At 59.8% G+C, this 21,470-nt stretch carries 20 protein-coding genes, 1 pseudogene and 1 riboswitch; of the genes and pseudogenes, 10 read left to right on the top strand and 11 right to left on the bottom strand.

Features of this window, described 5'->3' with window-relative positions; all coding sequences use genetic code 11:
• The first annotated feature begins 133 nt into the window (after positions 1–133).
• Positions 134–907 carry a YkgJ family cysteine cluster protein gene (locus AXG89_RS39015; protein WP_075358357.1) on the top strand — a complete coding sequence of 258 codons (774 nt, stop codon included), beginning with the start codon at positions 134–136 and terminating at the stop codon, positions 905–907.
• Positions 908–916: 9 nt separating this feature from the next.
• Here the strand turns inward: AXG89_RS39015 and AXG89_RS39020 are convergent, their stop codons facing one another.
• Entirely contained in the window at positions 917–2,431 is a 1,515-nt protein-coding gene (locus AXG89_RS39020; protein WP_075358358.1) for an MFS transporter, read from the bottom strand.
• Between the two features lie 74 nt (positions 2,432–2,505).
• Positions 2,506–2,778 carry a hypothetical protein gene (locus tag AXG89_RS42680; RefSeq protein ID WP_143325554.1) on the bottom strand — a complete coding sequence of 91 codons (273 nt, stop codon included), beginning with the start codon at positions 2,776–2,778 and terminating at the stop codon, positions 2,506–2,508.
• A 135-nt stretch (positions 2,779–2,913) separates the two neighbouring features.
• Here AXG89_RS42680 and AXG89_RS39025 point away from each other — a divergent pair, with 135 nt between their 5' ends.
• The gene (locus AXG89_RS39025; RefSeq protein WP_075358359.1) at positions 2,914–4,299 is read left to right on the top strand and encodes an aspartate aminotransferase family protein; all 1,386 of its coding nucleotides are present in this window, start codon (positions 2,914–2,916) and stop codon (positions 4,297–4,299) included.
• 47 nt (positions 4,300–4,346) lie between these two features.
• Here the strand turns inward: AXG89_RS39025 and AXG89_RS39030 are convergent, their stop codons facing one another.
• Positions 4,347–4,634: a DUF6723 family protein gene (locus AXG89_RS39030; protein WP_075358360.1), complete on the bottom strand. Its 288-nt coding sequence runs from the start codon at positions 4,632–4,634 to the stop codon at positions 4,347–4,349.
• A 469-nt stretch (positions 4,635–5,103) separates the two neighbouring features.
• Here AXG89_RS39030 and AXG89_RS39035 point away from each other — a divergent pair, with 469 nt between their 5' ends.
• A complete protein-coding gene (locus AXG89_RS39035; RefSeq protein ID WP_119024823.1) occupies positions 5,104–8,367 on the top strand; it encodes a hybrid sensor histidine kinase/response regulator in 3,264 nt (1,087 codons plus the stop codon).
• A gap of 364 nt (positions 8,368–8,731) precedes the next feature.
• A complete protein-coding gene (locus tag AXG89_RS39040) occupies positions 8,732–9,520 on the top strand; it encodes a hypothetical protein (protein WP_075358362.1) in 789 nt (262 codons plus the stop codon).
• 24 nt (positions 9,521–9,544) lie between these two features.
• On the opposite strand, the gene AXG89_RS39045 is transcribed toward AXG89_RS39040, so the two are convergent.
• The 6 genes and pseudogenes from AXG89_RS39045 to AXG89_RS39070 form a co-directional block, all read right to left on the bottom strand.
• A complete protein-coding gene (locus AXG89_RS39045) occupies positions 9,545–10,027 on the bottom strand; it encodes a low affinity iron permease family protein (protein WP_062002077.1) in 483 nt (160 codons plus the stop codon).
• 220 nt (positions 10,028–10,247) lie between these two features.
• Entirely contained in the window at positions 10,248–10,556 is a 309-nt protein-coding gene (locus AXG89_RS39050) for a type II toxin-antitoxin system RelE/ParE family toxin (RefSeq protein WP_075358363.1), read from the bottom strand.
• Positions 10,556–10,831, bottom strand: a complete 276-nt coding sequence (locus AXG89_RS39055) for a YlcI/YnfO family protein (RefSeq protein WP_075358364.1) — start codon at positions 10,829–10,831, stop codon at positions 10,556–10,558. Before AXG89_RS39055 ends, AXG89_RS39050 begins: the two co-directional genes overlap by 1 nt.
• A 110-nt stretch (positions 10,832–10,941) precedes the next feature.
• Entirely contained in the window at positions 10,942–11,454 is a 513-nt protein-coding gene (locus AXG89_RS39060; RefSeq protein ID WP_062002074.1) for a 6,7-dimethyl-8-ribityllumazine synthase, read from the bottom strand.
• A gap of 89 nt (positions 11,455–11,543) precedes the next feature.
• Positions 11,544–11,723, bottom strand: a riboswitch (FMN riboswitch).
• Between the two features lie 73 nt (positions 11,724–11,796).
• Positions 11,797–12,606, bottom strand: a complete 810-nt coding sequence (locus tag AXG89_RS39065; RefSeq protein ID WP_075358365.1) for an amino acid ABC transporter permease — start codon at positions 12,604–12,606, stop codon at positions 11,797–11,799.
• A pseudogene (locus tag AXG89_RS39070) lies at positions 12,596–12,808 on the bottom strand (amino acid ABC transporter permease); the annotation flags it as partial. The gene AXG89_RS39065 and the pseudogene AXG89_RS39070, both read right to left, overlap by 11 nt.
• Before the next feature lie 375 nt (positions 12,809–13,183).
• Here AXG89_RS39070 and AXG89_RS39075 point away from each other — a divergent pair.
• Both AXG89_RS39075 and AXG89_RS39080 read left to right on the top strand, forming a co-directional pair.
• Positions 13,184–14,065 carry an amino acid ABC transporter ATP-binding protein gene (locus tag AXG89_RS39075; RefSeq protein ID WP_083637859.1) on the top strand — a complete coding sequence of 294 codons (882 nt, stop codon included), beginning with the start codon at positions 13,184–13,186 and terminating at the stop codon, positions 14,063–14,065.
• 13 nt (positions 14,066–14,078) lie between these two features.
• Entirely contained in the window at positions 14,079–14,705 is a 627-nt protein-coding gene (locus tag AXG89_RS39080; protein ID WP_075358366.1) for a cysteine dioxygenase family protein, read from the top strand.
• A 102-nt stretch (positions 14,706–14,807) separates the two neighbouring features.
• Here AXG89_RS39080 and AXG89_RS39085 read toward each other — a convergent pair whose 3' ends face one another.
• On the bottom strand, positions 14,808–15,998 hold the full coding sequence (locus AXG89_RS39085; RefSeq protein WP_075358367.1) for a porin: 1,191 nt from the start codon (positions 15,996–15,998) through the stop codon (positions 14,808–14,810).
• 299 nt (positions 15,999–16,297) lie between these two features.
• Here AXG89_RS39085 and AXG89_RS39090 point away from each other — a divergent pair, with 299 nt between their 5' ends.
• From AXG89_RS39090 to AXG89_RS39100, 3 genes are read left to right on the top strand one after another with little or no spacing between them, the layout of a single operon-like run.
• Entirely contained in the window at positions 16,298–17,386 is a 1,089-nt protein-coding gene (locus AXG89_RS39090) for an ABC transporter permease (protein WP_083637862.1), read from the top strand.
• Entirely contained in the window at positions 17,380–18,213 is an 834-nt protein-coding gene (locus AXG89_RS39095; RefSeq protein ID WP_075358368.1) for an ABC transporter ATP-binding protein, read from the top strand. Before AXG89_RS39090 ends, AXG89_RS39095 begins: the two co-directional genes overlap by 7 nt.
• 56 nt (positions 18,214–18,269) lie before the next feature.
• The gene (locus AXG89_RS39100; RefSeq protein WP_075358369.1) at positions 18,270–19,325 is read left to right on the top strand and encodes an ABC transporter substrate-binding protein; all 1,056 of its coding nucleotides are present in this window, start codon (positions 18,270–18,272) and stop codon (positions 19,323–19,325) included.
• A 3-nt stretch (positions 19,326–19,328) separates the two neighbouring features.
• Here the strand turns inward: AXG89_RS39100 and AXG89_RS39105 are convergent, their stop codons facing one another.
• Positions 19,329–19,787, bottom strand: a complete 459-nt coding sequence (locus AXG89_RS39105) for a GNAT family N-acetyltransferase (protein ID WP_075358370.1) — start codon at positions 19,785–19,787, stop codon at positions 19,329–19,331.
• Between the two features lie 321 nt (positions 19,788–20,108).
• Here AXG89_RS39105 and AXG89_RS39110 point away from each other — a divergent pair, with 321 nt between their 5' ends.
• A complete protein-coding gene (locus tag AXG89_RS39110) occupies positions 20,109–21,452 on the top strand; it encodes a TAXI family TRAP transporter solute-binding subunit (protein WP_075358372.1) in 1,344 nt (447 codons plus the stop codon).
• Positions 21,453–21,470 lie beyond the last annotated feature (18 nt).

The following is a 21,470-nucleotide window of genomic DNA, read 5'->3' on the forward strand; positions in this document are numbered from 1 at the left end:
GCTCGCACGAAAATTTTCGCGTTGCTGTAACCGTTGAGCGCACTTGGTCGAACTAGCGAGTGCGCCCGTAGAACCGGACACGGGGCAGCCTGACAATCCTTTTACAGATGCCTTCCGAAAGCAGAGCGCAAACATGGATTTAAACTTCGAATGCACCATGTGCGGCAAATGCTGTCATGACCTCAAGCTGCCGCTAAGTGTCAGCGAAGCACTGGTCTGGCTTGAACGCGGTGATGACGTCCAGTTCCTGTGCGAAGCAGTTCCTTGGCCCGACGAACCGGCCGAGGACAATTTGCTCGCGCAACACAAACGCCGCAGGTCGTTTGCGGCATCGAGCGGCGCATTGCCAGTTCGCATTGTGGTCGTCATCGCAGCCGCATTCGAAGGTGCATGCCCGCATTTGCTGCCGAATCTGAGTTGCGGCGTGTACGAAGAACGGCCGAACGTCTGCCGTATTTATCCGGCCGAGGTGAATCCGTTTATCGAACTGAACCCGCAACAGAAGGCGTGTCCGCCGGAAGCGTGGGCGCCAGACAAGCCCCTTCTGATGCGCGCGCACAGGATAGTGGATGTGCAGACTGCGGCTCTGATCGACAAATCGCGCACGGCCGATGCCGGCGATACCGGCACCAAGGCGCTTGCCTGCGCACATCTGGGAATCGATACCGCAGCACTCGCCAACGAAGGATTGACGATCTATTCGCCGCCGCGCGAGCAGTCGATTGCTGCGTTGAAGCTTGCGCGGAAGACGGGTGATGCAACTGTCTTCGTGCCCGATTGGAAAGTGGCATCGAACCGTCGGGAGACGGTGGAGACGCTGACGTCTATTGGAGCGTCAAGCGTGTTTTGCACCAAGCAAAATGGCGAGTCGTTTCAATATCTGGGTTTCTTTGCTGAGTCGACTTAAGCCAGATTATCAAGCCTTGGCGCGTTTCCCCGTAAGTGGCGCCTCAAGGAATAACACGGCGCTGACGGCGCTTGCTAAGGCAAGAATGGCTGCAAGACTCACGACCACCCGATATCCCGCCACGAACGACTCATCGACTGCCCGTATGATCCGGGCGTTCGAACTGGTCGCCGCGGCAAGCAAGGGACGTTGTTCATCGACTTGATGACGCTCTGCTTGCGAAAGCCCTAATGGTCCAAGGCGTGAATCCAGGGAATGGTTGAAGGTCGCTGAGAGGATCAAACCAAACAGCGCAACCGCGATCAAACCGGCAACACGCGATACCGCATTGTTCACGCCGGATGCCACGCCGGATTGATTTTCCGGCGCCGCGTTCATGACCGACGTGGTCAGCGGCGCAACGCAAATAGCCATCCCTAATCCGAGAATGACGAGAGGCGCAAAAAAAGTAGCCCAATACGATCCACCTATTCCAGGCCATGCAAGCGACCCGAATCCGAGTGCCACGATAAGTGACCCAATCGTCAAGGGGCCTTTAGATCCGTACCGTGCAATCAATCCCCCCGACCAGCGCGAAAGCAGGAAGATGATGAGGATCAGCGGCAATAGCGCCGCTCCAGCTTGTGTTGCCGAATAATGCTGTACCTGGATCAGATTGAGCGGAAGAAAATAGAGAACGCCGCCCAGGCCCGCATACAGGAAAAGCGTGATCAGGTTCGCGCCGCTGAATGTTCGTGACTTGAACAGCGTCAGCGGCACCATCGGCGATGAGGAACGCGCTTCGACCAGAACAAATCCCGCCAATGCAGCAACGCCCGCCAGGGCGGCGAAAGCCACGCTCTTTCCGCCGTTCACGCCTTCGATCAACGCATAGGTGACGCCGCCCAGACCTGCGCATGCGAGCAGTGCGCCGGGCCAGTCGAGCGCGCTGGAAATGAGCATGTTGCGGCTTTCGCGCACGTGCCGGATCGTCATCCATATGACGAGCGCCGCGAGCGGCACGTTGATGAAAAACACCGCGCGCCAGGAGATATGTTCGACGAGCCAACCGCCGAGAACGGGACCTATGGATGCTGTAATGGCCGTGAAGCCCGACCACGTTCCGATCGCACGCCCGCGTTGCTCAGCGGGATAGGCGGCGCTGATAAGCGAGAGACTTCCGGGAACGAGGAACGCGGCGCCAATGCCCTGTACGCCCCGCGCGAGTATCAACGCATTGACAGTCGAGACGAATCCACACCATGCAGAGCCGGTGGCGAACAACAACACGCCCAGCAGGAAGATTTTTCTTCGGCCGTAAATATCGCCCATGGAGCCGCCGACGAGCAGCAGGGACGACAAGGACAGCGCATACGCCTCGACAACCCATTGGAGATTGCTCGAGCTTGCATGCAGGCCGCTCTGTAACGCGGGCAGCGCGACGTTCACGATCGTTCCATCGATGAACGCCATGCTCGACCCCAGGATCGCGACAATGAGCACGGCCATGTTGCCGGCGGCGGGTGAAGCGTTTGCGGTGGCCATCGGCTTGCCTCGGGTTCTAGGTTGAACGCGTCGGCGCCCACGAGGAAGCCATACCGGTCGTGGCGATTATATTTTTATTTGCGTCGGTGCGCTGCGGCCGTCATGTCGGCTCTGACTGCGCGCAGGAACTGCTGGGTTCGTTTGTTTTGCCTTGCGGCGAAGAACGCCTGCGGCGACGCCTGTTCGATGTTCAGGAAAAACTCGTCGCAACCTGCTGAAGAACAGAAAAAACACCAGGCGTAAGTCGCGCAGTCAAAAAAGTCATATTGCGGAGGCGGTGACAATGATTGCAGTTCATTGCATTCAGGAGCGTCGCAGAGGGTTGACTTTGCGAGGGTCTCGGTCAATGGGTTCCAGGTATGGGTGCGCCGCGTTGTTGCTCTTTAGGGCGCGAGAGCCCAGAAGCAGCAATCCCGCAATAACCGAAACAACCAGACTCAAATTCCCAACTCACAACCCAATCAACAGAAAAGGATCATCCAATGCCGCAACAATTGGAACAACAATTCGCCGAGGACCGTGCACACTTCATGCACCCCTCCACCCACGCCTACGATCACGCCACAGGCGCGCTCCCCGGCAAGATCATCAAAAGCGCGGGCGGTATCCGCATCGAGGACCACGAAGGAAAGAGCTACATCGACGCCTTCGCAGGCCTTTACTGCGTCAACGTAGGCTACGGCCGCACAGAGATCGCCGACGCCATCTACGAACAAGCAAAAAAACTCGCCTACTATCACACATACGTCGGCCACTCGACCGACACGATCATCGAGCTGTCGTCGCGCATCATCGACTGGTCGCCGCCAGGCATGAAAAAGGTCTATTACGGCATGTCCGGTTCGGACGCGAACGAGACACAGATCAAGATTGTCTGGTACTACAACAACATACTTGGGTATCCGAACAAAAAGAAGATCATCTCGCGCGAACGCGGCTACCACGGATCGGGCATTGTCACCGGAAGCCTCACTGGTTTGCCAAGCTTTCATCAGCACTTCGACCTGCCGGTCGATCGTGTGAAACATACCGTGTGCCCGCACTGGTATCGCAAGGCGCCTGCCGGCATGAGCGAAGCACAGTTCGTTTCATATTGTGTCGACGAACTCGAGAGGCTGATCGCGCGTGAAGGCGCCGATACCATCGCGGCGTTCATCGGCGAGCCGGTCATGGGGACGGGGGGCATCATTGCGCCGCCGGAAGGCTATTGGGCCGCGATCCAGCAGGTGCTGAAGAAACACGACATCCTGCTGATCTCCGACGAAGTGGTATGCGGCTTCGGCCGGATCGGCTCAAAGATGGGCGCGCAGCACTACGGCATGCAACCGGATTTGATTACCATCGCGAAGGGCCTGACGAGCGCATATGCGCCGCTCTCGGGTGTGATCGTGGGTGAACGGGTATGGGATGTCATCGAGAAGGGCTCCCAGGAACACGGTCCAATGGGTCACGGCTGGACCTATTCCGGCCATCCCATCTGCGCAGCGGCGGCCATCGCCAACCTGAACATCCTGGAGCGCGAAAATCTCACGAAGAATGCTGCAGACGTCGGTGCTTATCTCGGCGCTCAATTACATGCGGCGTTCGACCAGCATCCGCTGGTGGGCGAGGTGCGCAATACCGGCATGCTGGCGGCGCTCGAATTCATGGCCGATAAAGATGGCCGTAGGCCTTTCGAAGCCGCACTGAAAGTCGGCGTGAAAGTGTCGGCGGCGGCCTTGAAGCGCGGGGTGATCGCACGCGCGATGCCGCACGGTGACATCCTCGGGTTTGCGCCGCCGTTGATCACTACGCAGGCGGATGTCGATGAGATCGTGGGTATCGTGAAGCAGGCCGTCGACGAGGTCGCGACGCAGACGATCGCATAGTGAATGAAATTCGCCGGGTTCGCCCGGCGTTTTTTCCGCCGACGGTTTCAGGATTCCGGGTTGGCGATATCGCTCTTGACGATCAACTCACCATGGTCCGCGGCCGCTTCCTTGGCCTCCTGGCGGGACGGATAGGGCCCAAGGACCGGCGCGCCCTGGAACGGAAACAGCATGCGGCCATCGGTTTTCCGGACGACCTTCAGTGTTCCAACGAACAACCCACCCGCATTGATCTGATATGACGCATAGATCGCAAAATCCTCGGCGCTCATGGCGCCGCCTGGTGACCTGCTCTTGAGCTGGTTCATCGATAAAACGAGTTTCGGCTTCTTCATTGCGTGGGCTTTGATTTCAAACGGGGTTGTGGTTTGACGGCGTTCGCGTCGGGATCTGCTTATAGGTAGAACGCAGCAATCGTCAGTCCGAAAGCTTTCATGCATCATGATGCTTTCCAGCGGTTACATCGCGGTGAGGCGCGCAAGGCATGCCCTGTATGGGGTGGATATGGTCGCGACGTTCAAAATCCGGGGTTTATGGACGCCTGCAGCTATTCAGACGCTCCTTCGCCGCGCGAACATGCGCGGATCGCGTTAAACAACCGCGTAAGACGCACACGCAGACCCCTATCGAGTGACAGACAGCCAGCGCAGACAAGTAACCGGGCATTTTTACTGCTACCGGAAATTCGATTTTGCCGCGATGACAAAGGTAAAATAACGTCCAATAAACAGAGCTTTCAGATCTTTCGATTCTTGGTCATCCGAACCGCGAGTTTTCCGCGTCCGTTATTAAATACGTTGCCTCATGAACGACAGACAACCGACCGCCAGCCCCAGTCACGCCTTTCTCGCCGGAGGCGGGGAGGTCGCAAAAATCATTGCTTCGAAGGACTGGTCAGGCACGCCACTGGGTCCGATCGGCGGCTGGTCGACGACGCTCACGAACACGATCTCGCTGATCCTGCAGTCGCCCGTTCCCATCGTGACGTTGTGGGACGAGGAAGGCGTCATGCTCTATAACGACGCTTACTCCGTGTTCGCCGGCGGCCGGCACCCGCAATTGCTGGGATCGAACGTGCGCGAAGGCTGGTCGGAGATCGCCGATTTCAACGACAACGTCATGAAGGTCGGACTGTCCGGCCGGACGCTGCGTTACGAGGACCAGGAACTCACGCTGCACCGGCATGGCCGTGGCGAGCAGGTGTGGATGAACCTCGACTACTCGCCCATCCTCGGTGAAAACGGCGTCCCTGTCGGCGTCATTGCGATCGTGGTGGAGACGACCGCGAAGGTGCGTGCGGAGCGCTGGCTGAGCGGCGAGCGCGAACGCCTGCGCCGGATGTTCGAACAGGCGCCCGGCTTCATGGCGATGCTGACCGGTCCCGAGCACGTCTTCGAGTTGACGAACGCGGCTTTCACTCAGTTGGTCGGCGACCGCATCGTCATCGGCAAGACGGTGCAGGAAGGGTTGCCAGAACTCGAGAAGCAGGGCTTTGTGCAGATCATGGACCGCGTGTACGCCTCCGGCACGCCGGTATCCGGCAGCGCGCAAGCCATCGTGCTGAACCGGCTGCCCGGGGCGCCTGCCGAACAGCGCTATGTCGACTTCGTCTATCAGCCGGTTCGCAACGAAGCGGGCGAAGTGATCGGTATCTTCATTCAGGGAACCGATGTCACTGACCGGCTGATCGCGGAACGCGCGGTTCATGAAAGCGAAGAGAAATTCCGTACCTTTGCGCAGGCCATGCCGAATCAGGTCTGGGCCGCTCGCAGCGACGGCGAACTCGAGTGGTTCAACGACCGTGTCTATGAGTACAGCGGCGAGAAGCACGGCGATCTGGACGGCGGGGCGTGGGGCAGGATCGTGCATCCGGATGACGTCGAGTCGGCTGTTGCGTACTGGCGCGAGGCGGTGGCGTCGGGCACGACCTACGAGCGCGAGTTCCGGATTCGCCAGGCCGATGGTGTGTACCGCTGGCATCTGGCCCGCGCGCTTCCCATTCACGACAACGCCGGCTACATCGCGCGCTGGGTCGGAACCAACACGGATATCGAAGACCAGAAATCGGCATCGCGCGCACTCGAGCGTCTGAACAAATCGCTCGAGCAGCAGGTCGCCGAGAGCATCGCGGATCGCGACCGGATGTGGCGCCTTTCAACGGACATCATGCTGGTTGCGGATTTCGAGGCGAACATCGTGTCGGTGAATCCTGCGTGGAAGCAGCTTCTCGGCTGGGACGAAAAGGCCTTGCTCGGCCGCTCGTTTCTCGACTTCGTGCATCCGGAAGACCGCGCCCGCACGCTCAGCGAAGTGGGCGAGCTCGCCGAGGGCGTGCGTACATTCAAGTTCATCAATCGATACCAGCGGCGCGATGGTTCATACGTCACACTTTCGTGGACGGCGGTGCCGGACGAGCATTTCATTCATGCAGTCGGTCGCGATATCACCGCGGATCGCGAAGCAGCAGAAGCGCTGAAACGCACCGAACTGGCGCTCCAGCAAGCGCAGAAAATGGAGACCATCGGCAAGCTGACGGGCGGCGTGGCGCACGACTTCAACAACTTGCTGCAAGTCATCTCCGGCAATCTGCAACTGCTCGCAGCGGATGTCACCGGCAGCGAGCGCGCCGAGCGGCGCCTGGGTAACGCGATAGCCGGGGTCAACCGCGGCGCGAAGCTCGCCAGCCAGTTGCTGGCATTCGGCCGGCGGCAGGCGCTTGAACCTAAAACCGTCAAGATCGGGCGCCTTATCGCGGGCATGGAGGACATGCTGCGACGCAGCCTCGGTGAAGCGATCGAGATCGAGACGGTTGCGTCGGCGGGGCTGTGGAATACATTCGTCGATCCAACGCAGGTCGAGAACGCCATTCTCAATCTTGCGATCAACGCACGAGATGCCATGGACAACTCGGGCAAGCTGACTCTGGAAGTCGGCAACGCGCTGCTCGACGACACCTACGCCCGCGACCACACAGAAGTCACGCCGGGCCAGTACGTGATGCTCGCCGTCACCGACACCGGTTGCGGCATGACGCCCGAGGTCCTTGCACAAGCCTATGAACCGTTCTTCTCCACGAAGCCGGAAGGCAAGGGTTCGGGACTTGGGCTTTCTATGGTCTACGGCTTCGTCAAGCAGTCCGGCGGCCATGTGAAGATCTATAGCGAACCGGGTCATGGTACGACGGTGAAGCTCTATTTGCCGCGCACACACGACAAGGAAGACCTCGGCGTGGCTGCCGAGATGGCGCCGGTGCTCGGCGGCGAAGAGACCATCCTGGTTGCGGAGGACGACGAACAAGTTCGCGCGACAGTCGTTGAGATGCTCTCGGAGCTTGGGTATCGAGTGCTCAAGGCCAACGACGCAAGCAGCGCGCTTGCCATCATCGACAGCGGCATGCCTATCGACGTGTTGTTCACCGACGTGGTCATGCCCGGTCCGCTGCGCAGCCCGGAGCTTGCCCGCAAGGCGCGCGAACGGGTGCCCGGGATTGCTGTGCTGTTCACGTCGGGTTATACGGAGAACGCGATCGTGCATGGCGGCCGCCTGGATGCCGGCGTCGAATTACTGAGCAAGCCCTATACGCGCGAGGCGCTCGCGAGGAAGTTGAGGCACGTGCTGTCGAATCAGCGGCAGCGCGTAGTAAGCGCTTCTGCGGAAGCCGCCGGATCGGCGAGGGCGTTATCTGCCGTGGCGGCAGGTGCTGCAAGCTCGCCTCCCGTACGTGTGCGTCATATCCTGTTCGTTGAAGACGATGACCTCGTCCGCTCGATTACCGGCGAGCTGTTCGAAGCGCTCGGGCATGTCGTTCATCAGGCTGCCGACGGGCCCGCTGCGCTTGCGCTGCTGCAGAGCGAGCACATCGATGTACTAATCACCGATGTGGGGCTTCCCGGTATGTCGGGTGAAGAGCTGGCGCTTCGCGTGCGTGCGTTGCGCAGCAACCTGGATGTGGTCTTCGCAACGGGCGATCACAATCATGTATCGAAGGTGCCGGGGGCGACGTTCCTCACCAAGCCCTACGATACGGTCAGCATTGAAGCGATCCTGCGGCGGCTTGAGGACGCTTGATTCAGGGTTCGGCTCTGTTGATCGGACGCCGGTACCACAGTGCCGGCGTCGGCAATTAATGCAGCGCCAGCACCACGCTTTCAATCCTGATACATACAGTTCCGGGGATACTTACCGTTTGTGATCGGGCCCTGCCAAACCCGCCAAACATTGGCGGATGACGGCGATACTTTATCGCGTCCGCGCGCTCGTTCTGCACGTAGCCTCTCTGAACTCCGTTCGGGAATGCGCCATGAATGCAAGCTTGAATGTCAGCCCGATGTGCCGCCGTTGCGGCGACCCAGTCGATCTCGATGCGGAAATCTGCCCGTCTTGCGGGGCCATCGCTTCGCCCACGGCAGTTCGCGCGTCCGCATATTCAACGATGTCCGGCAGAACCAAGGGACTGATCGCCACCGCGTTTGTCTGCGTGCTTGGCCTGGCGGCATACACGTTGATGCCCGGCTCGATGCACACCGCTCCCGTCGATACCACCGCCAGCGACGTCGCTCGCACCTCCGGGGTGGAGGGCAACCGGGTGCGCGAACCGGCACTCGATAGCCGTCACGATGCAAGCATGTCCGCTGCGCTCGATGCGGTGCGCGAGAGCCTCCAGCGTCACGACATGGAGTCGGCGAAGGTGTTGCTCGCGGCAATCCTTGCGATGCATCGGGACAATCCCGACGCGCTTGAATTGCGCAATGAAGTGATGGCTGGCCAGAATCCGGACAAGCCGGCTGCGCCTGTCGCGCGTACGAGCATGCCTCCTACAAGACTAGCCGATACACGGCATACGTCGGCCGTCGTTGCGGCGACTTCCCGTCAGCCCAGGAGCAGGGCGGCCACACACGAACATGCAACGCGCACGTCGAAAAAGGCGCCGGTAGTGGCAAACAAGAAAGTCGCGACGCATAAAGTGGTAATGGCCAAAGCGACCACGCCGAAACCTTCGGCCGTGCACAAGCCACCGGTGCTGGTGCGTGAGGCGCAGGTCAAGGAGATCCGGTCCGAGACGCCAGCGTCGACGCACGGAGGCACCTCGAGGTCCGTGCAGACGGCGAGTGGCGCACCGCTCGTCTCGAGCGGTACTCAACAGGCGCCCTCGTCCGGACACCAAGACGAAGGCGGTGCTTTGCAATCTCAGCGCTGGCGTGATCGAGGTGGCATGCGTTGAGCCGTGACCGTTGAGCCGAAATCGTCAAGCCGTTCCGGACGATGTACCCGTGATCGCCTCGCTGTCTTCTTTCGTCGTCATTTTCAGGTAGGCTGCGGCCAGCCGCCTGAGTTCCTCTTCAGATGCATCCTCGATGCCGATCAGATGATTGTCCGCTTGCCGGTGAGAGGCGAGCAGTTCATTGAGCTTCAGATGCAGCGCTACGCTGTCCTTGTTCTGGCTTTGCTGAATAAGAAAGACCATCACGAATGTCACGATGGTCGTGCCCGTGTTGATCACGAGTTGCCAGTCTTCTGAGTAGTGGAACACGGGCCCGGTCACGGCCCAGACAACGATGCTGATGACCGCCATACCAAACGCCACAGGCGATCCTGCCCATCGTGTGACCGCGCTTGCGAACGTGTCGAACGCGCGGGTGAGCGGATGCCTTGCCGCGTAAGCGGGACTCGATGTATCAGGTACGGTGTCGAGTGTGTCCGTCGACGAGGGGAGCGTTTCCTTACGCATCGCTTTCTCCTTATGATCCGATATTGCTCCGACGCAAAGTCAGCAATTAACGTTCCGAGGTCGACGATTTCTGGACAGGAATCAGAGGCGTGGATAGTTTCAGTGTGGAGGTTTGTCGGGCGTGCGGCGGAGGGGAATTTGACGCTGTGGCGAGAGCGCAGAGGGGTAAGCTGTGTAACTTGACAAGGCACGTCACATGTCTTCAAGACCGTACAAGTGCTCAGTGATAGTCGTCTTCCAACTGATGACGCACGGCCAGGATCGTCACGGTATCGCTATCGTCTATTTCAAAAAGTGCGACGTACCCGGAGCCGCCAAAAGGAATAATCAGCTCACGCAAGAATGGCAACTGCGAGTGCGCTTTACGACAGGTGAACGGCGAGCTGCGCAGCGTCATGATCCCGGCGTGGACAGCGCTTAGCGCACGCTGGGCTAAAAGCAAATCTTGCGGATCACGGGTGAGAATGAACTCATAGAGCCGTTCGAGATCGTCTGCTGCACTACCTGTGAATCGTATTTCGAACGTCATCAACGCATCTTACCCCGCGCTTTAGCAGCATCGAGCCGCTTGCTCAAACGCGCGAGCACCTCTTCAGCCGGGACATAGTCGCCGCTTCGCTTAGCTTCGTCGCGCGAGGCTAGTCCTCGGGCCACGAACTCGCTATGGTTCTGGCGACGAAGGATGTTTTCGCGGATCGCCTGCTCGACAAATCCGGACAGGCTTTCGCCTTCCTGCAAGACGCTCTCCGCCGCCTCACGCAATTCCGGTTCAACTCGCACAGACGGAAACGTCGCTGTTTTCATTACCTTTCTCCATGCATCGCAATTGCAATGCATTGTGCGCGAGTTTCCGTCTCGGTGCAAGGGCGCAGATTGCGCCTGGCGTTGCGAAATTGCTTCAGCAGCGCACCACCTTACTTCCCGCTGGTCACCCCAAGTGCGGCAACCTTGCGAATCGTATCGGCGCACGCCGTCGCCGCTTCCACGCCCTTGACCACGAAATGCTCGCGGAAGAACTTGATATGTTCTTCGCCCGAATGAAAATGATGCGGCGTCAGCACCGCCGACAAAACCGGCGTACCGCTTTCCAGTTGTACCTGCATCAACCCGTTGATGACCGCTTGCGCCACGAATTCGTGACGATAAATTCCGCCATCCACGACCAGCCCCGCTGCGACAATCGCCGCATAGCCACCGCGCTGAGCAAGCAGCTTTGCGTGCAGCGGGATCTCAAATGCGCCGGCGACTTCATAGAGGTCGATGTCATCGCGTGCGAAGCCTTGCGCCTGGATTGCATCGAGGAACGAAGCCTTGCACTGGTCGACGATATCGCGATGCCAGCATGACTGGATAAACGCAATACGTGGACGGGGTTTGCCCGCGGCCTGAGCGACCGGCGTATTTTCGAGCGTGGTGGAGAGTGTCATGATTCAAATCCTGCCTGTTTGTGTGAACAGGGCGAAGGACGGCATGGACGAACGCGCGCGGGAAATCCCGCACGCATCCACACACGCCGTCCCGTTCTCTTTCATCCGGACTATGACCGTCGGCCCCGGAATCAAACCGGGTCTGCTGACCTTCGCGTTTCAGGCGGCCCGAAGCCAGACCCAAATCAAAAAGCGCTCGCGGGCTACGCGCTCAATCAAACCGCGCGATTACCGCCGGTGGGGAGTTGCACCCCGCCCCGAGAACTCGTTCGTATCGAACGGAACGTAAATTATCACGATTCCTGTTGCAGTGCACAGACCCCGCTTGGCTGATAGCGATATCTATCGCAAGCGCCTTTCGAACCAGCGGGTGAACCACGAGATCGGATAGCAGTAAGCGAAGAAAATGACGAGCGTCGCGACATACGTCAGCACGGTAAAGCTGCTGCGCGCAACGGTGCTGCTCGCGATTTGCGCGGTATCGAGCAAGTCGTGAATGCCGACCAGCGAAGACAAGGCCGTGCCCATGGTGATGATCGCGTACACGTTCATCCACGGCGGCAACATGCGACGCATGCATTGGGGCGCCACGATCTTCATCAGGATCTGCGTGCGCGAAAACGCCATGGAAGCCGCCGCTTCCCATTGCGCCGACGGTATCGAAGCAACGGCACCGCGAAAGACTTCCGCTATGTTTGCGCTCGCCGGCAGCGCGAGCCCCAGCGTCACCTTCAACCAGTCGGGAAACGGCACGGTAGTGCCGAATACATGGAGTTCGAACGGGAACACGTAGGTCGTGAAGTAGACGAGCACCAGCCAAGGTGCATTGCGAAACGCGGTGATCCAAATGCGTGCGAGCCGTCCGGCGAACGATCGGGATAACGCGACGGCGCCTGCAATCAGACCGATCACCGTGCCGATAAAAATCGCGCCGATGCTGATGAGCACATTCATTGCAAAGCCGTGCGCCAATGCGGGTGCCCATTCTGCGAGGCGTGCAAGCGTCTCGCCGCGTGATCCGCTTTCAGGCGCAAGCGACCAGAGCACCGCGCCTACGACAAGAACCCCGAGCACGCCATACACGCCCGGCGGTACGCGGGTGATATCGAACTTCCGGTGAGTGCCGAACGAGGCGCGCGTATCAGTAGCCATAACCGGGCACCTTGAAGCGTTGTTCGAGCCAGCGCCCCGCGAGCGTGACCATCCACGTCACGACGCCGAAGAACGACAGGATCAGCAGCATCAGCGCGAGCACGTTGTCACGCTGCGTCCAGATCATGATGGACTGGTAAGTTATGTCGCCTACTGCGATTGCGGACGCCACCGCCGACGCCTTCACGAGATCCACCATGTTGTCGAGGGTTGCATCGGCATGAGCGAGGAGGGATGTGGAGAGTGCCCACGCAATCGTGACCGCTGTCATCAAGCGGCGGATGTTCGTTATGGTCATAGCAAGGAGGCCACGCCGGAAATCCGGGAGCCTCAAAGAATAGACAAGCGTTGACACGCCGCCAAGGGAGCGAATCTGCTAAGCAAATGATGCATCGCGTGGAATGGAGTCAGGCACACGAATCAGGCAAGCTATAGCAAGCGGGATGCTATCGATTCTACGAATGCTTGGTTATGAAATAGGGAGGCTCTTCTTAGAATCTCCGTTCCTGCATGTTTTCGTGAGCCCTGGGAGACCCGTACGGGCCACGGGAATCCCAACAATGCCTGTGGAGGCAGCATGAATCGCCTTGCGCTTGCGGTTGATCTGCTTGAACATACGCCGCCTTCAGTTGACCGGGAGGTCAATGAAAGTGCCGACCCGGTATTGGTTTTTTTAAGCGACGTCCATCTCTCCTTTGGTGCTGCGCCGGTGCTCAACGGAATCAATCTGTCGGTGCGGCGCGGCGAAGCGGTATCGATCATCGGGCCGTCGGGATCGGGAAAATCGACCATCCTGCGTTGCATCAACGGACTGATCGCGCCACAGCGCGGAGAGATCCGCGTGGATGGAATCGATGTTCGCGCGCAGTACACCGATGCGCAGAAGATCGCGCTGCGCAAGCGCATTGGCTTTGTGTTCCAGCAGTACAACCTGTTCCCGCACCTGAGCGTGCTGGCGAACCTGACCATTGCGCCTGTGAGCGTGCTCGGCCGTAGCCGCGCTGAGGCAGAACACGACGCGCATGCATTGCTCAAGAAAGTGCGTCTCGCCGATAAAGCCCACGCTTACCCCGGAGAGTTATCTGGCGAACAGCAGCAGCGTGTCGCGATTGCACGCACGCTCGCCATGCGTCCGGACCTGATTCTCTTCGATGAAGTCACGTCCGCGCTCGATCCGGAGACCGTGGGCGAAGTGCTCAACGTGATCGGCGAACTCGTCGATGATGGCCAGACCTGCGTGCTCGTCACGCACGAGATGCGCTTCGCGGAGGACGTCAGCGACGAAGTGTTCTTCACCGAACGCGGTGTGATCGTCGAGCATGGCGAGCCATCGCAGATCTTTGGCGCACCCGACAACGACCGCACGCGGCTCTTCCTGCAACGCGCACGCGGCGAAGACCGCCGCGCATTGCGCAAACGCTCACGCAGCAACGCGGCACTTGCTCTCGCCACTCTTTGAACGAAATCACACCATGACAACCCTCTCCGCACCGCACCTCATCAGCGAACGCCAGACCGCCGTGACCGCATTGATCGACGACGTCCGCGCCATTCTCGCGACCGAAGGCGTGACGCGTACCGCGCTCGATGCAATCAGCCAGCGACTGCTCGCGCTTGCATCGAAGGATGCTGCGTTGTTTTCCGCCGATGACTTCCCGCCGCCGCAACCGGGCAGCGGCGATACCTCGACGCGTTACAGGCTGAACCCGGGGGAGGACGGTGTGGCCCTCTACCTGAACTCCTTGCTGCCGGGCAAGACGACCGTTCCGCACAACCATGACACGTGGGCGGTAATCGCGGCGCTGAAGGGCGAGGAATTGAACCGCGTGTATCGGCGTACCGATGACCGCTCGGACCCCGATCAGGCGTCGCTCGAACTGGAACGTGAAGTGGTGGTTCAGCCCGGGACGCCGATCGCTTTCCTTCCAGAAGATATCCATAGCATTCACGTCACGGGCGATTCGCCGACGTTGCATTTTCATCTCTACGGCCGTCCGCTCGAAACGCTGACCGGCCGCCTTGGTTACGAACTCGAAACGGGACGCGTGGTGCGCTACAACGCAACGCACATGCAGCGTGGTACGCAGGCGGTCGGCTGATGAGTCTGCCAGTGGCAGCAATTGCTGAAGTGGCATCGGCAGGATTCATCGAAGTGAACCTGGCAGTGCCCGACTTGCATGAAGCCGGGCACTCGACCACGCTTAGAACTTGGCGCGGATCCCGCTGAACACCGCAACCTGGCGATTCGTGGATGACGCCGTGCCCGCATCCGCAATCGCGGCAATCTTGCTGTAGCCGCTGCCGACCCGCGTGGAGGCGTCGCCGGAAGCAAGCTGATACACGCCCGAAAGATACAGCTCCGTACGCTTCGACAGCGCGTAGTCGAGACCCAGCGTGAACTGATGCCAGCGCGGCTTGAGCGACGCGCCTCCGGTTCCCGGCAAGTTGTTTGCGCGGCCATCGGTGAAGGTGTAGACGCCCAGTACCGTGACGGCGCTCGTCACGAGGTAGCGCAGGTTCGCATCGTAGTTATTGAACTTGCGCGACGAACCGTCGTTGTAGTCGAGTTGTGTATGGCTGAACGCGATGCCTGCCGTGGCTTTGCCGAGCACATAGTTTGCGCCCGCGACCGCGATCTGCTGGCGCAGCACACCGCCGTTAAGGCCATAGAAGAGGGCGCCGCTGTAGTCATCGCCGCTTGTTGTCGTGGCGCCACCCACCGCGCCGGCGGTGTTGGTCGTCGTATCGGGATGATTGAGCACCACGTACCCGCCGCCGGCTGACAACGGACCCGCGGTGTAGTTCGCCGAGACACCCCAAGCGCGGTTGTTGCTGAAGCCCTGGCCCGTGCCGTTGTTCGCCTGGTTGCTGAATGCGTACAGCGTGTCTAGCGTGAAGCCTGAAATGGTGTCGCTGCGAAACTTGATTGCGTTGTTGATACGGAACGTCTGGTTCAGGTTGTCGTTGTCGCCAACGTGCGTGGCCGGTGACCAGAATCCCGAGCCCGCGTATTGCGCGACCAGATCGGATAGCGGTTCGTATTGACGGCCGAGCGTGACCGTACCAATGCCTTTCTTGGCGATGCCCACGAACGCCTGCCGTCCAAACTCACGGCCGCCTTGTCCAAGCGTGCCATCGTTGGGACGAAAGCCGTTCTCCAGCGTGAAGACAGCGCTAAGACCGCCGCCCAGGTCCTCAACGCCCTTGAGACCCCAGCGGCTGCCGCTCAGCTTGCCGCTCGTCTGCTGGAAGTTCTTCGCGCCCTTCTGATTGTTCGTGTAGGTAAGCCCTGCATCGACTATCCCGTACAGCGTGACCGAGCTTTGCGCCTGCGCTAGTGCAGGGGCGATAACCATCATGCCGGTTGCGCCGGCCAGTACGACTCGTTTCATCGGTGTCCTCTTGTCAAAGTAGTTGTGTTGATCAAATTTGAGGATCCCGATCTTAGAGTTCTTGACCAACTGACAGAACGATGAAATTTAGCTTCGTAATACAGATGATCGTAATTTGTAAAGATGGGACAAAGTAATTTGAAAATGAAACCGGGCTGCACGGGATCTCATGCAATCCATAAAGTGCGTCGCCTGATAAACATATGGCAAACGAATCATTGTTAAGCGCGCAGTGCGTCGTTAGTCTTTTGCTTCTCGCACCATTCGCTACTTCTCACAACACGAGGGTCTTGCAGATCATGTCCGGTACTCCAAACTATGAACCGGCTTCGGATCGTTCCGGCACCGTGTTCACGCCTGCGCCCAAGGTTCGCGCGAAGACTGTTCGGGTTACTTCGGCGCAAGGTCGCAGCGCAACGCGACATGTCGTGCCTGCGGCGCTTGCTGCATCGGCATGGGTCGCAAGCGCGGCGCTCACGCAATGGTGGCCCGATGCTGACGAGTGGCCTTATACGCGCCACTTGCTGGTTATAAAACTGGCGCTTGCGGTAGTGGCTCTGTTGATCGGTGGGAGCGCGTATGCAAGCGTCTCGAATCGCCAGGCCGATGCCCCGCCGAGCCGCGCAGAACGCTGGCTTGCGGTCATGCCCTGGTTGGTCGCGCTTGCCATAGCCTTCACCGTCTGGGACGTGCTCACCGCGAAACTCGAAGTGCTGCCGCGCCCGTTCTTTGCGCCGCCGCAGGCGTTGATCGCAGTCTTCTTCGACGACTTCCCGCGCCTCGGTTCCAGCGTCGTGCACTCGTTCGGGTTGCTTGCGTACGGTTATGTGATCGGTGCTATCGCGGGCTTCGTGACGGGCGTGGGTATCGGCTGGTCGAAAGCCGTTGGGTACTGGCTGCATCCGGTGTTGAGGCTGATCGGGCCGTTGCCCGCTACCGCTTGGCTGCCGCTTGCATTCTTTTTCTTCCCGTCGAGCTTCAGCGCAAGCGTGTTTCTCATTGCGCTTGCCACGGGTTTTCCGGTCGCGGTGCTGACATGGTCGGGCGTAGCCGGTGTGAACAGCACGTTCTACGACGTGGCGCGCACGCTCGGTGCAAGACCCGGCTTCCTGATTCTCAAGGTCGCTGTCCCGGCCGCGTTGCCGTCGGTGTTCGTCGGGCTTTTCATGGGACTGGGGGCATCGTTTTCCGTACTTATCGTGGCTGAGATGATGGGCGTGAAAGCGGGCCTCGGCTGGTATCTGCAATGGGCGCAGGGATGGGCCGCGTACGCGAACATGTACGCCGCGCTGCTCGTCATGGCGCTGATGTGCTCGGGTCTCATCACGTTGCTGTTCCGCTTCCGCGATCGTTTGTTGGCCTGGCAAAAAGGATTGTTGAAATGGTAAGCACGCAACTCAGTCAGTCCACGCGGGGCGCACGTATCGATGTGAACGAAGTCAGTCACCGGTTTTCATTGCATGGCGCAGCCTTGCCCGTGCTCGATGACGTCAGTTTCTCCGTGGACCCGGGCGAGTTTGTCGCGTTGCTTGGGCCAAGCGGTTGCGGCAAATCGACGTTGCTCAGGCTCGTGGCCGGCCTCGATTCGCCGGCGCAGGGCTCGGTGTCCTCCAATGGCGTAAGCATCGGCGGTCCGGACCCGTCGCGCGTTGTCGTGTTCCAGGACCCGACCTTGTATCCGTGGCGCACGGTGCGCGCAAACGTGGGGCTTGGACCGGAAGCGCAGCGAGACGGTCTGCGGTTTCCGTGGAGCAAGCGCAAGGCAGCGTGTTCGTTGCCCGAAGGCGCTCGCTCGGCTGAACAGCGTATCGATGCCGCGTTGCAACTCGTTGGCCTGACCGAGTTCGCCGCGGCTTATCCGCATCAACTGTCGGGCGGCATGGCGCAGCGCGTCGCGTTGGCGCGCGCCCTCGTGAACGACCCGGAGTTGCTCGTACTCGATGAACCCTTCGGCAAGCTCGATTCACTCACACGCCTGCGGATGCAAAGCGAGCTCGTTAAATTATGGCGTGACGCGCGCTTCTCGGTGCTGCTCGTGACCCACGATGTCGAAGAAGCCTTGTTCCTTGCAAACCGCGTCATCGTATTCAGTGAACGGCCCGCGAGAATCACGGCAGAAGTGCGCAACGATGCGCCTTATCCGCGGCATCGTGACGATCCAAAGCTGGTCGAACTGCGCCGTGAAGTGCTCGCGCTGCTCGGCCTGGTCGCGTAAGTAGAAATAGAAAACGCCAGCAAAACCTATAACCAACGACCTGTGGAGAATTACCGATGAACCGTTCAGATTCCGGCGCCGGCGAAAGCGCCTCGACGCCGGAGAGCATTTCACGCCGGGCATGGTTGCGCAAGACTGCATGGTCAGCCGGCGCCGCTGCGTTGGGCGGCGCGACCTTCGGTCTGGCCGGCTTGCCCGCCCGCGCCGACGACGCCAGGTTGAAGCCGCTCAAGTTGTCGTGGAATGCAAGTGCGATTTGCACGGCCCCGGTACCAGTCGGCATCAAGCAGGGGTTCTTCGCCAAGCATGGACTGGATGTCGAACTCATCAACTTCGCGGGTTCGACTGACCAGTTGCTCGAAGCAATCGCCACGGGAAAGTCGGATGCGGGCGTTGGCATGGCGCTGCGCTGGATCAAGCCGCTCGAGCAGGGCTTCGATGTCAAGCTCACCGCCGGCATTCACGGCGGCTGCATGCGCTTACTTGCAACGCGAACATCAGGCATCGTTGATTTGCCGGGACTCAAGGGCAAGACCGTGGGTGTCAGCGACATGGCGAGTCCCGCGAAGAACTTCTTCGCGATCACGTTGAAGAAGATTGGCATCGATCCGGATAACGATGTTCGCTGGCGCCAGTATCCCGCCAACCTGCTTGGCGAAGCATTGAAGAAGGGCGAGGTTCACGCCATTGCGGACGGCGATCCAACCATCTGGACGCTGCGCGAATCCGACCACCTGTACGAGGTGTCGAACAACTTGTGCGGCGAATACCAGACCCGTGTCTGCTGCGTGCTCGGCGTGCGCGGCAGTTTGATAAGAAAGGATCGTGCGACCGCGCAAGCGCTCACGCAGGCCTTGCTGGAAGCGACGGAATGGACGGCGAACAATCCTGCAGAGGCCGCGGCAATCTTCTCCGTTCACGCACCGCAAGCGGACGTCGCACAGCTTACGGCCATGCTGAAGAGCCACACGGACCATCATCATCCGGTTGGCGATGCGTTCAAGAAAGAGATTTCTCTTTACGCCGATGACCTCAAGACAGTTGGCGTGTTGAACAGCGGTACGGACTCGACACGTTTCGCCAACAAGGTGTTTTCCGACGTACTGGCTTGACGTCTACAACGCCAGCTTGTAACCCTCATGGCTGGCGATAAAACCGAGTTTGTCGTAGAAACGGTGGGCATCGGCGCGAGTCTTGTCTGTCGTGAGCTGCACCAGATTGCAGCCACGCGCCCTGCATTGCGCGATCGCCCATTCGAACATCTTCTGCCCCAGGCCTGAATCGCGGCGGTGCGCGGCTATGCGCACCGCCTCTATCTGTCCCCGCCATGCGCCCATGCGCGCAATGCCTGGAATAAACGTAAGTTGCAACGTGCCGATCACTTCGTCGTTACCCGTGACGACCATGAGGTGCTGATTGGCGTCGGAGTCTATGGCTTCGAATGCAGCGACGTACCGCCCGTCGAGCGGCGTGCCGACTATCTCGCGCTGGCTGCCGAGCGGGTCATCGGCGAGCATTGCAACGATCGCGGAGATGTCGGCCAAGCGCGCCGACCTGAATTCGATGTGTTCCATTGAGCTTCCTTCAATACTTGCCGAGCGATGAACCTGGCTCGCGTCGAATGCGGCCGTCGATTTGCCGACCGGGCTAGCGAGACCTTCGATAGTCCGCCTCTTCCCGATCATGCCGAGTATCCGTCGGGCCGGACGCACTGGAAAGCACCATTGCATTCTACGGACGAATTCAGGGAGAATCGTGCGAAATGGCGCCTCCGGATCGACGAGACAGGAACGGATGTCGCGGTGACGGGGCTGATTGTTGAGTACTATAAGGCGGCCAGGAACAGATAGTCCCGGGCGTTCGCGGTGAAGCAGAAGCATCTCTGACGGGTTCTCATGAAAAAATATCGCCCGCGTCTTCCGCAAGACCATTCGCACGTGGCATGGCGGGAGCTTTCACTGACATCGTTGCCGATCGCGCTGGTGTTCGTCGCGCTGGTCGGGCTGGCTGTCTGGGTTGCCGATCCCGCACCGCCGAAAACCATCACCATCAGCGCAGGTCCGCTCGACAGCTCGCTGCTGAACACCGCGAACACGTATAAAAAGATCCTGGCGCGCAATGGCATCACCCTCAACGTGCTTCAATCCGATGGTTCCGTACAGAACCTGCAGCGGCTGATGGATCCCAAGCAGCACGTCGATATCGCGCTCGTGCAAGGCGGCGTCTCCGATGAAGCCGCGAGGGCTTCGCTGATGTCGCTGGGAAGCATCTTTTATATTCCCATCGTGGTGTTTTATCGCGGCAAAGGCCTGACGCAACTCTCGCAACTCGATGGCAAGCGCATCGCAATCGGGCGCGAGGGCAGCGGCACGAGGATGTTGTCGCTCAAGCTGCTGGAGGCGAACGGCATCTCCTCCCACGGTGACACGCAACTCGTGCCGGTCGACGGCATGCAGGCGGCCGAGCAACTCGTGGCAGGCAAGGTCGACGCCGCCATGCTCAGCGGCGATTCGACCACGCGCACGCTGATGCTGCGGCTGCTTGGAATCCCGGGCATCTCCGTCATGGATTTTGCGGAAGCGAGCGCTTATACGCGGCTCTTTCCCTATCTCAATCAAATCGATCTACCCGCCGGCGTTCTCGATCTTCGCAGAAAATGGCCGCCCGATACGCTCCACCTGATTGGTCCGACCGTTGAAATCGTGGCGCGGCCAAATCTGCATCCGGCCATATCGGATCTGCTGATCGAGGCGGCGCAGGAGATCCACGGCGCGGCTGGTCTGCTGCAGCGCGCGGGCGATTTTCCGAGCACGACTGCGCACGAATACCGGATCAGCGAAGACGCGACGCGCTATTACAAGTCGGGCAAAAGCTTTTTGTATCGCGTGTTGCCGTTCTGGGTCGCGAGCATCACGGACCGGATCCTGGTGCTTTTGTTGCCCGTGGCCGTGCTGCTGTTTCCGGCATTGCGGCTGATTCCCGCGCTTTACGGATGGCGCGTGCGTTCGCGGATTTATCGATACTACGGTGCGCTGATCGCGATCGAACGCGGTGCGCTGAGCACGTCGACGGAGGAGCAGCGCATGGCGCTGCTTGTGGAACTCGATGAAATCGAGGCGTCGCTCAATACGCTGCGCATGCCGCTCGCTTATGCCGATGCCTTTTATGTGCTGCGCGAGCATGTCGGATTCGTGCGGATGCATCTGACCGCAACGCAGCGTGAACCTGCGCACGTGTGACAAAAAATACCCCTGCGA

It is taken from the genome of Burkholderia sp. PAMC 26561 (assembly GCF_001557535.2).
Lineage (GTDB): Bacteria > Pseudomonadota > Gammaproteobacteria > Burkholderiales > Burkholderiaceae > Caballeronia.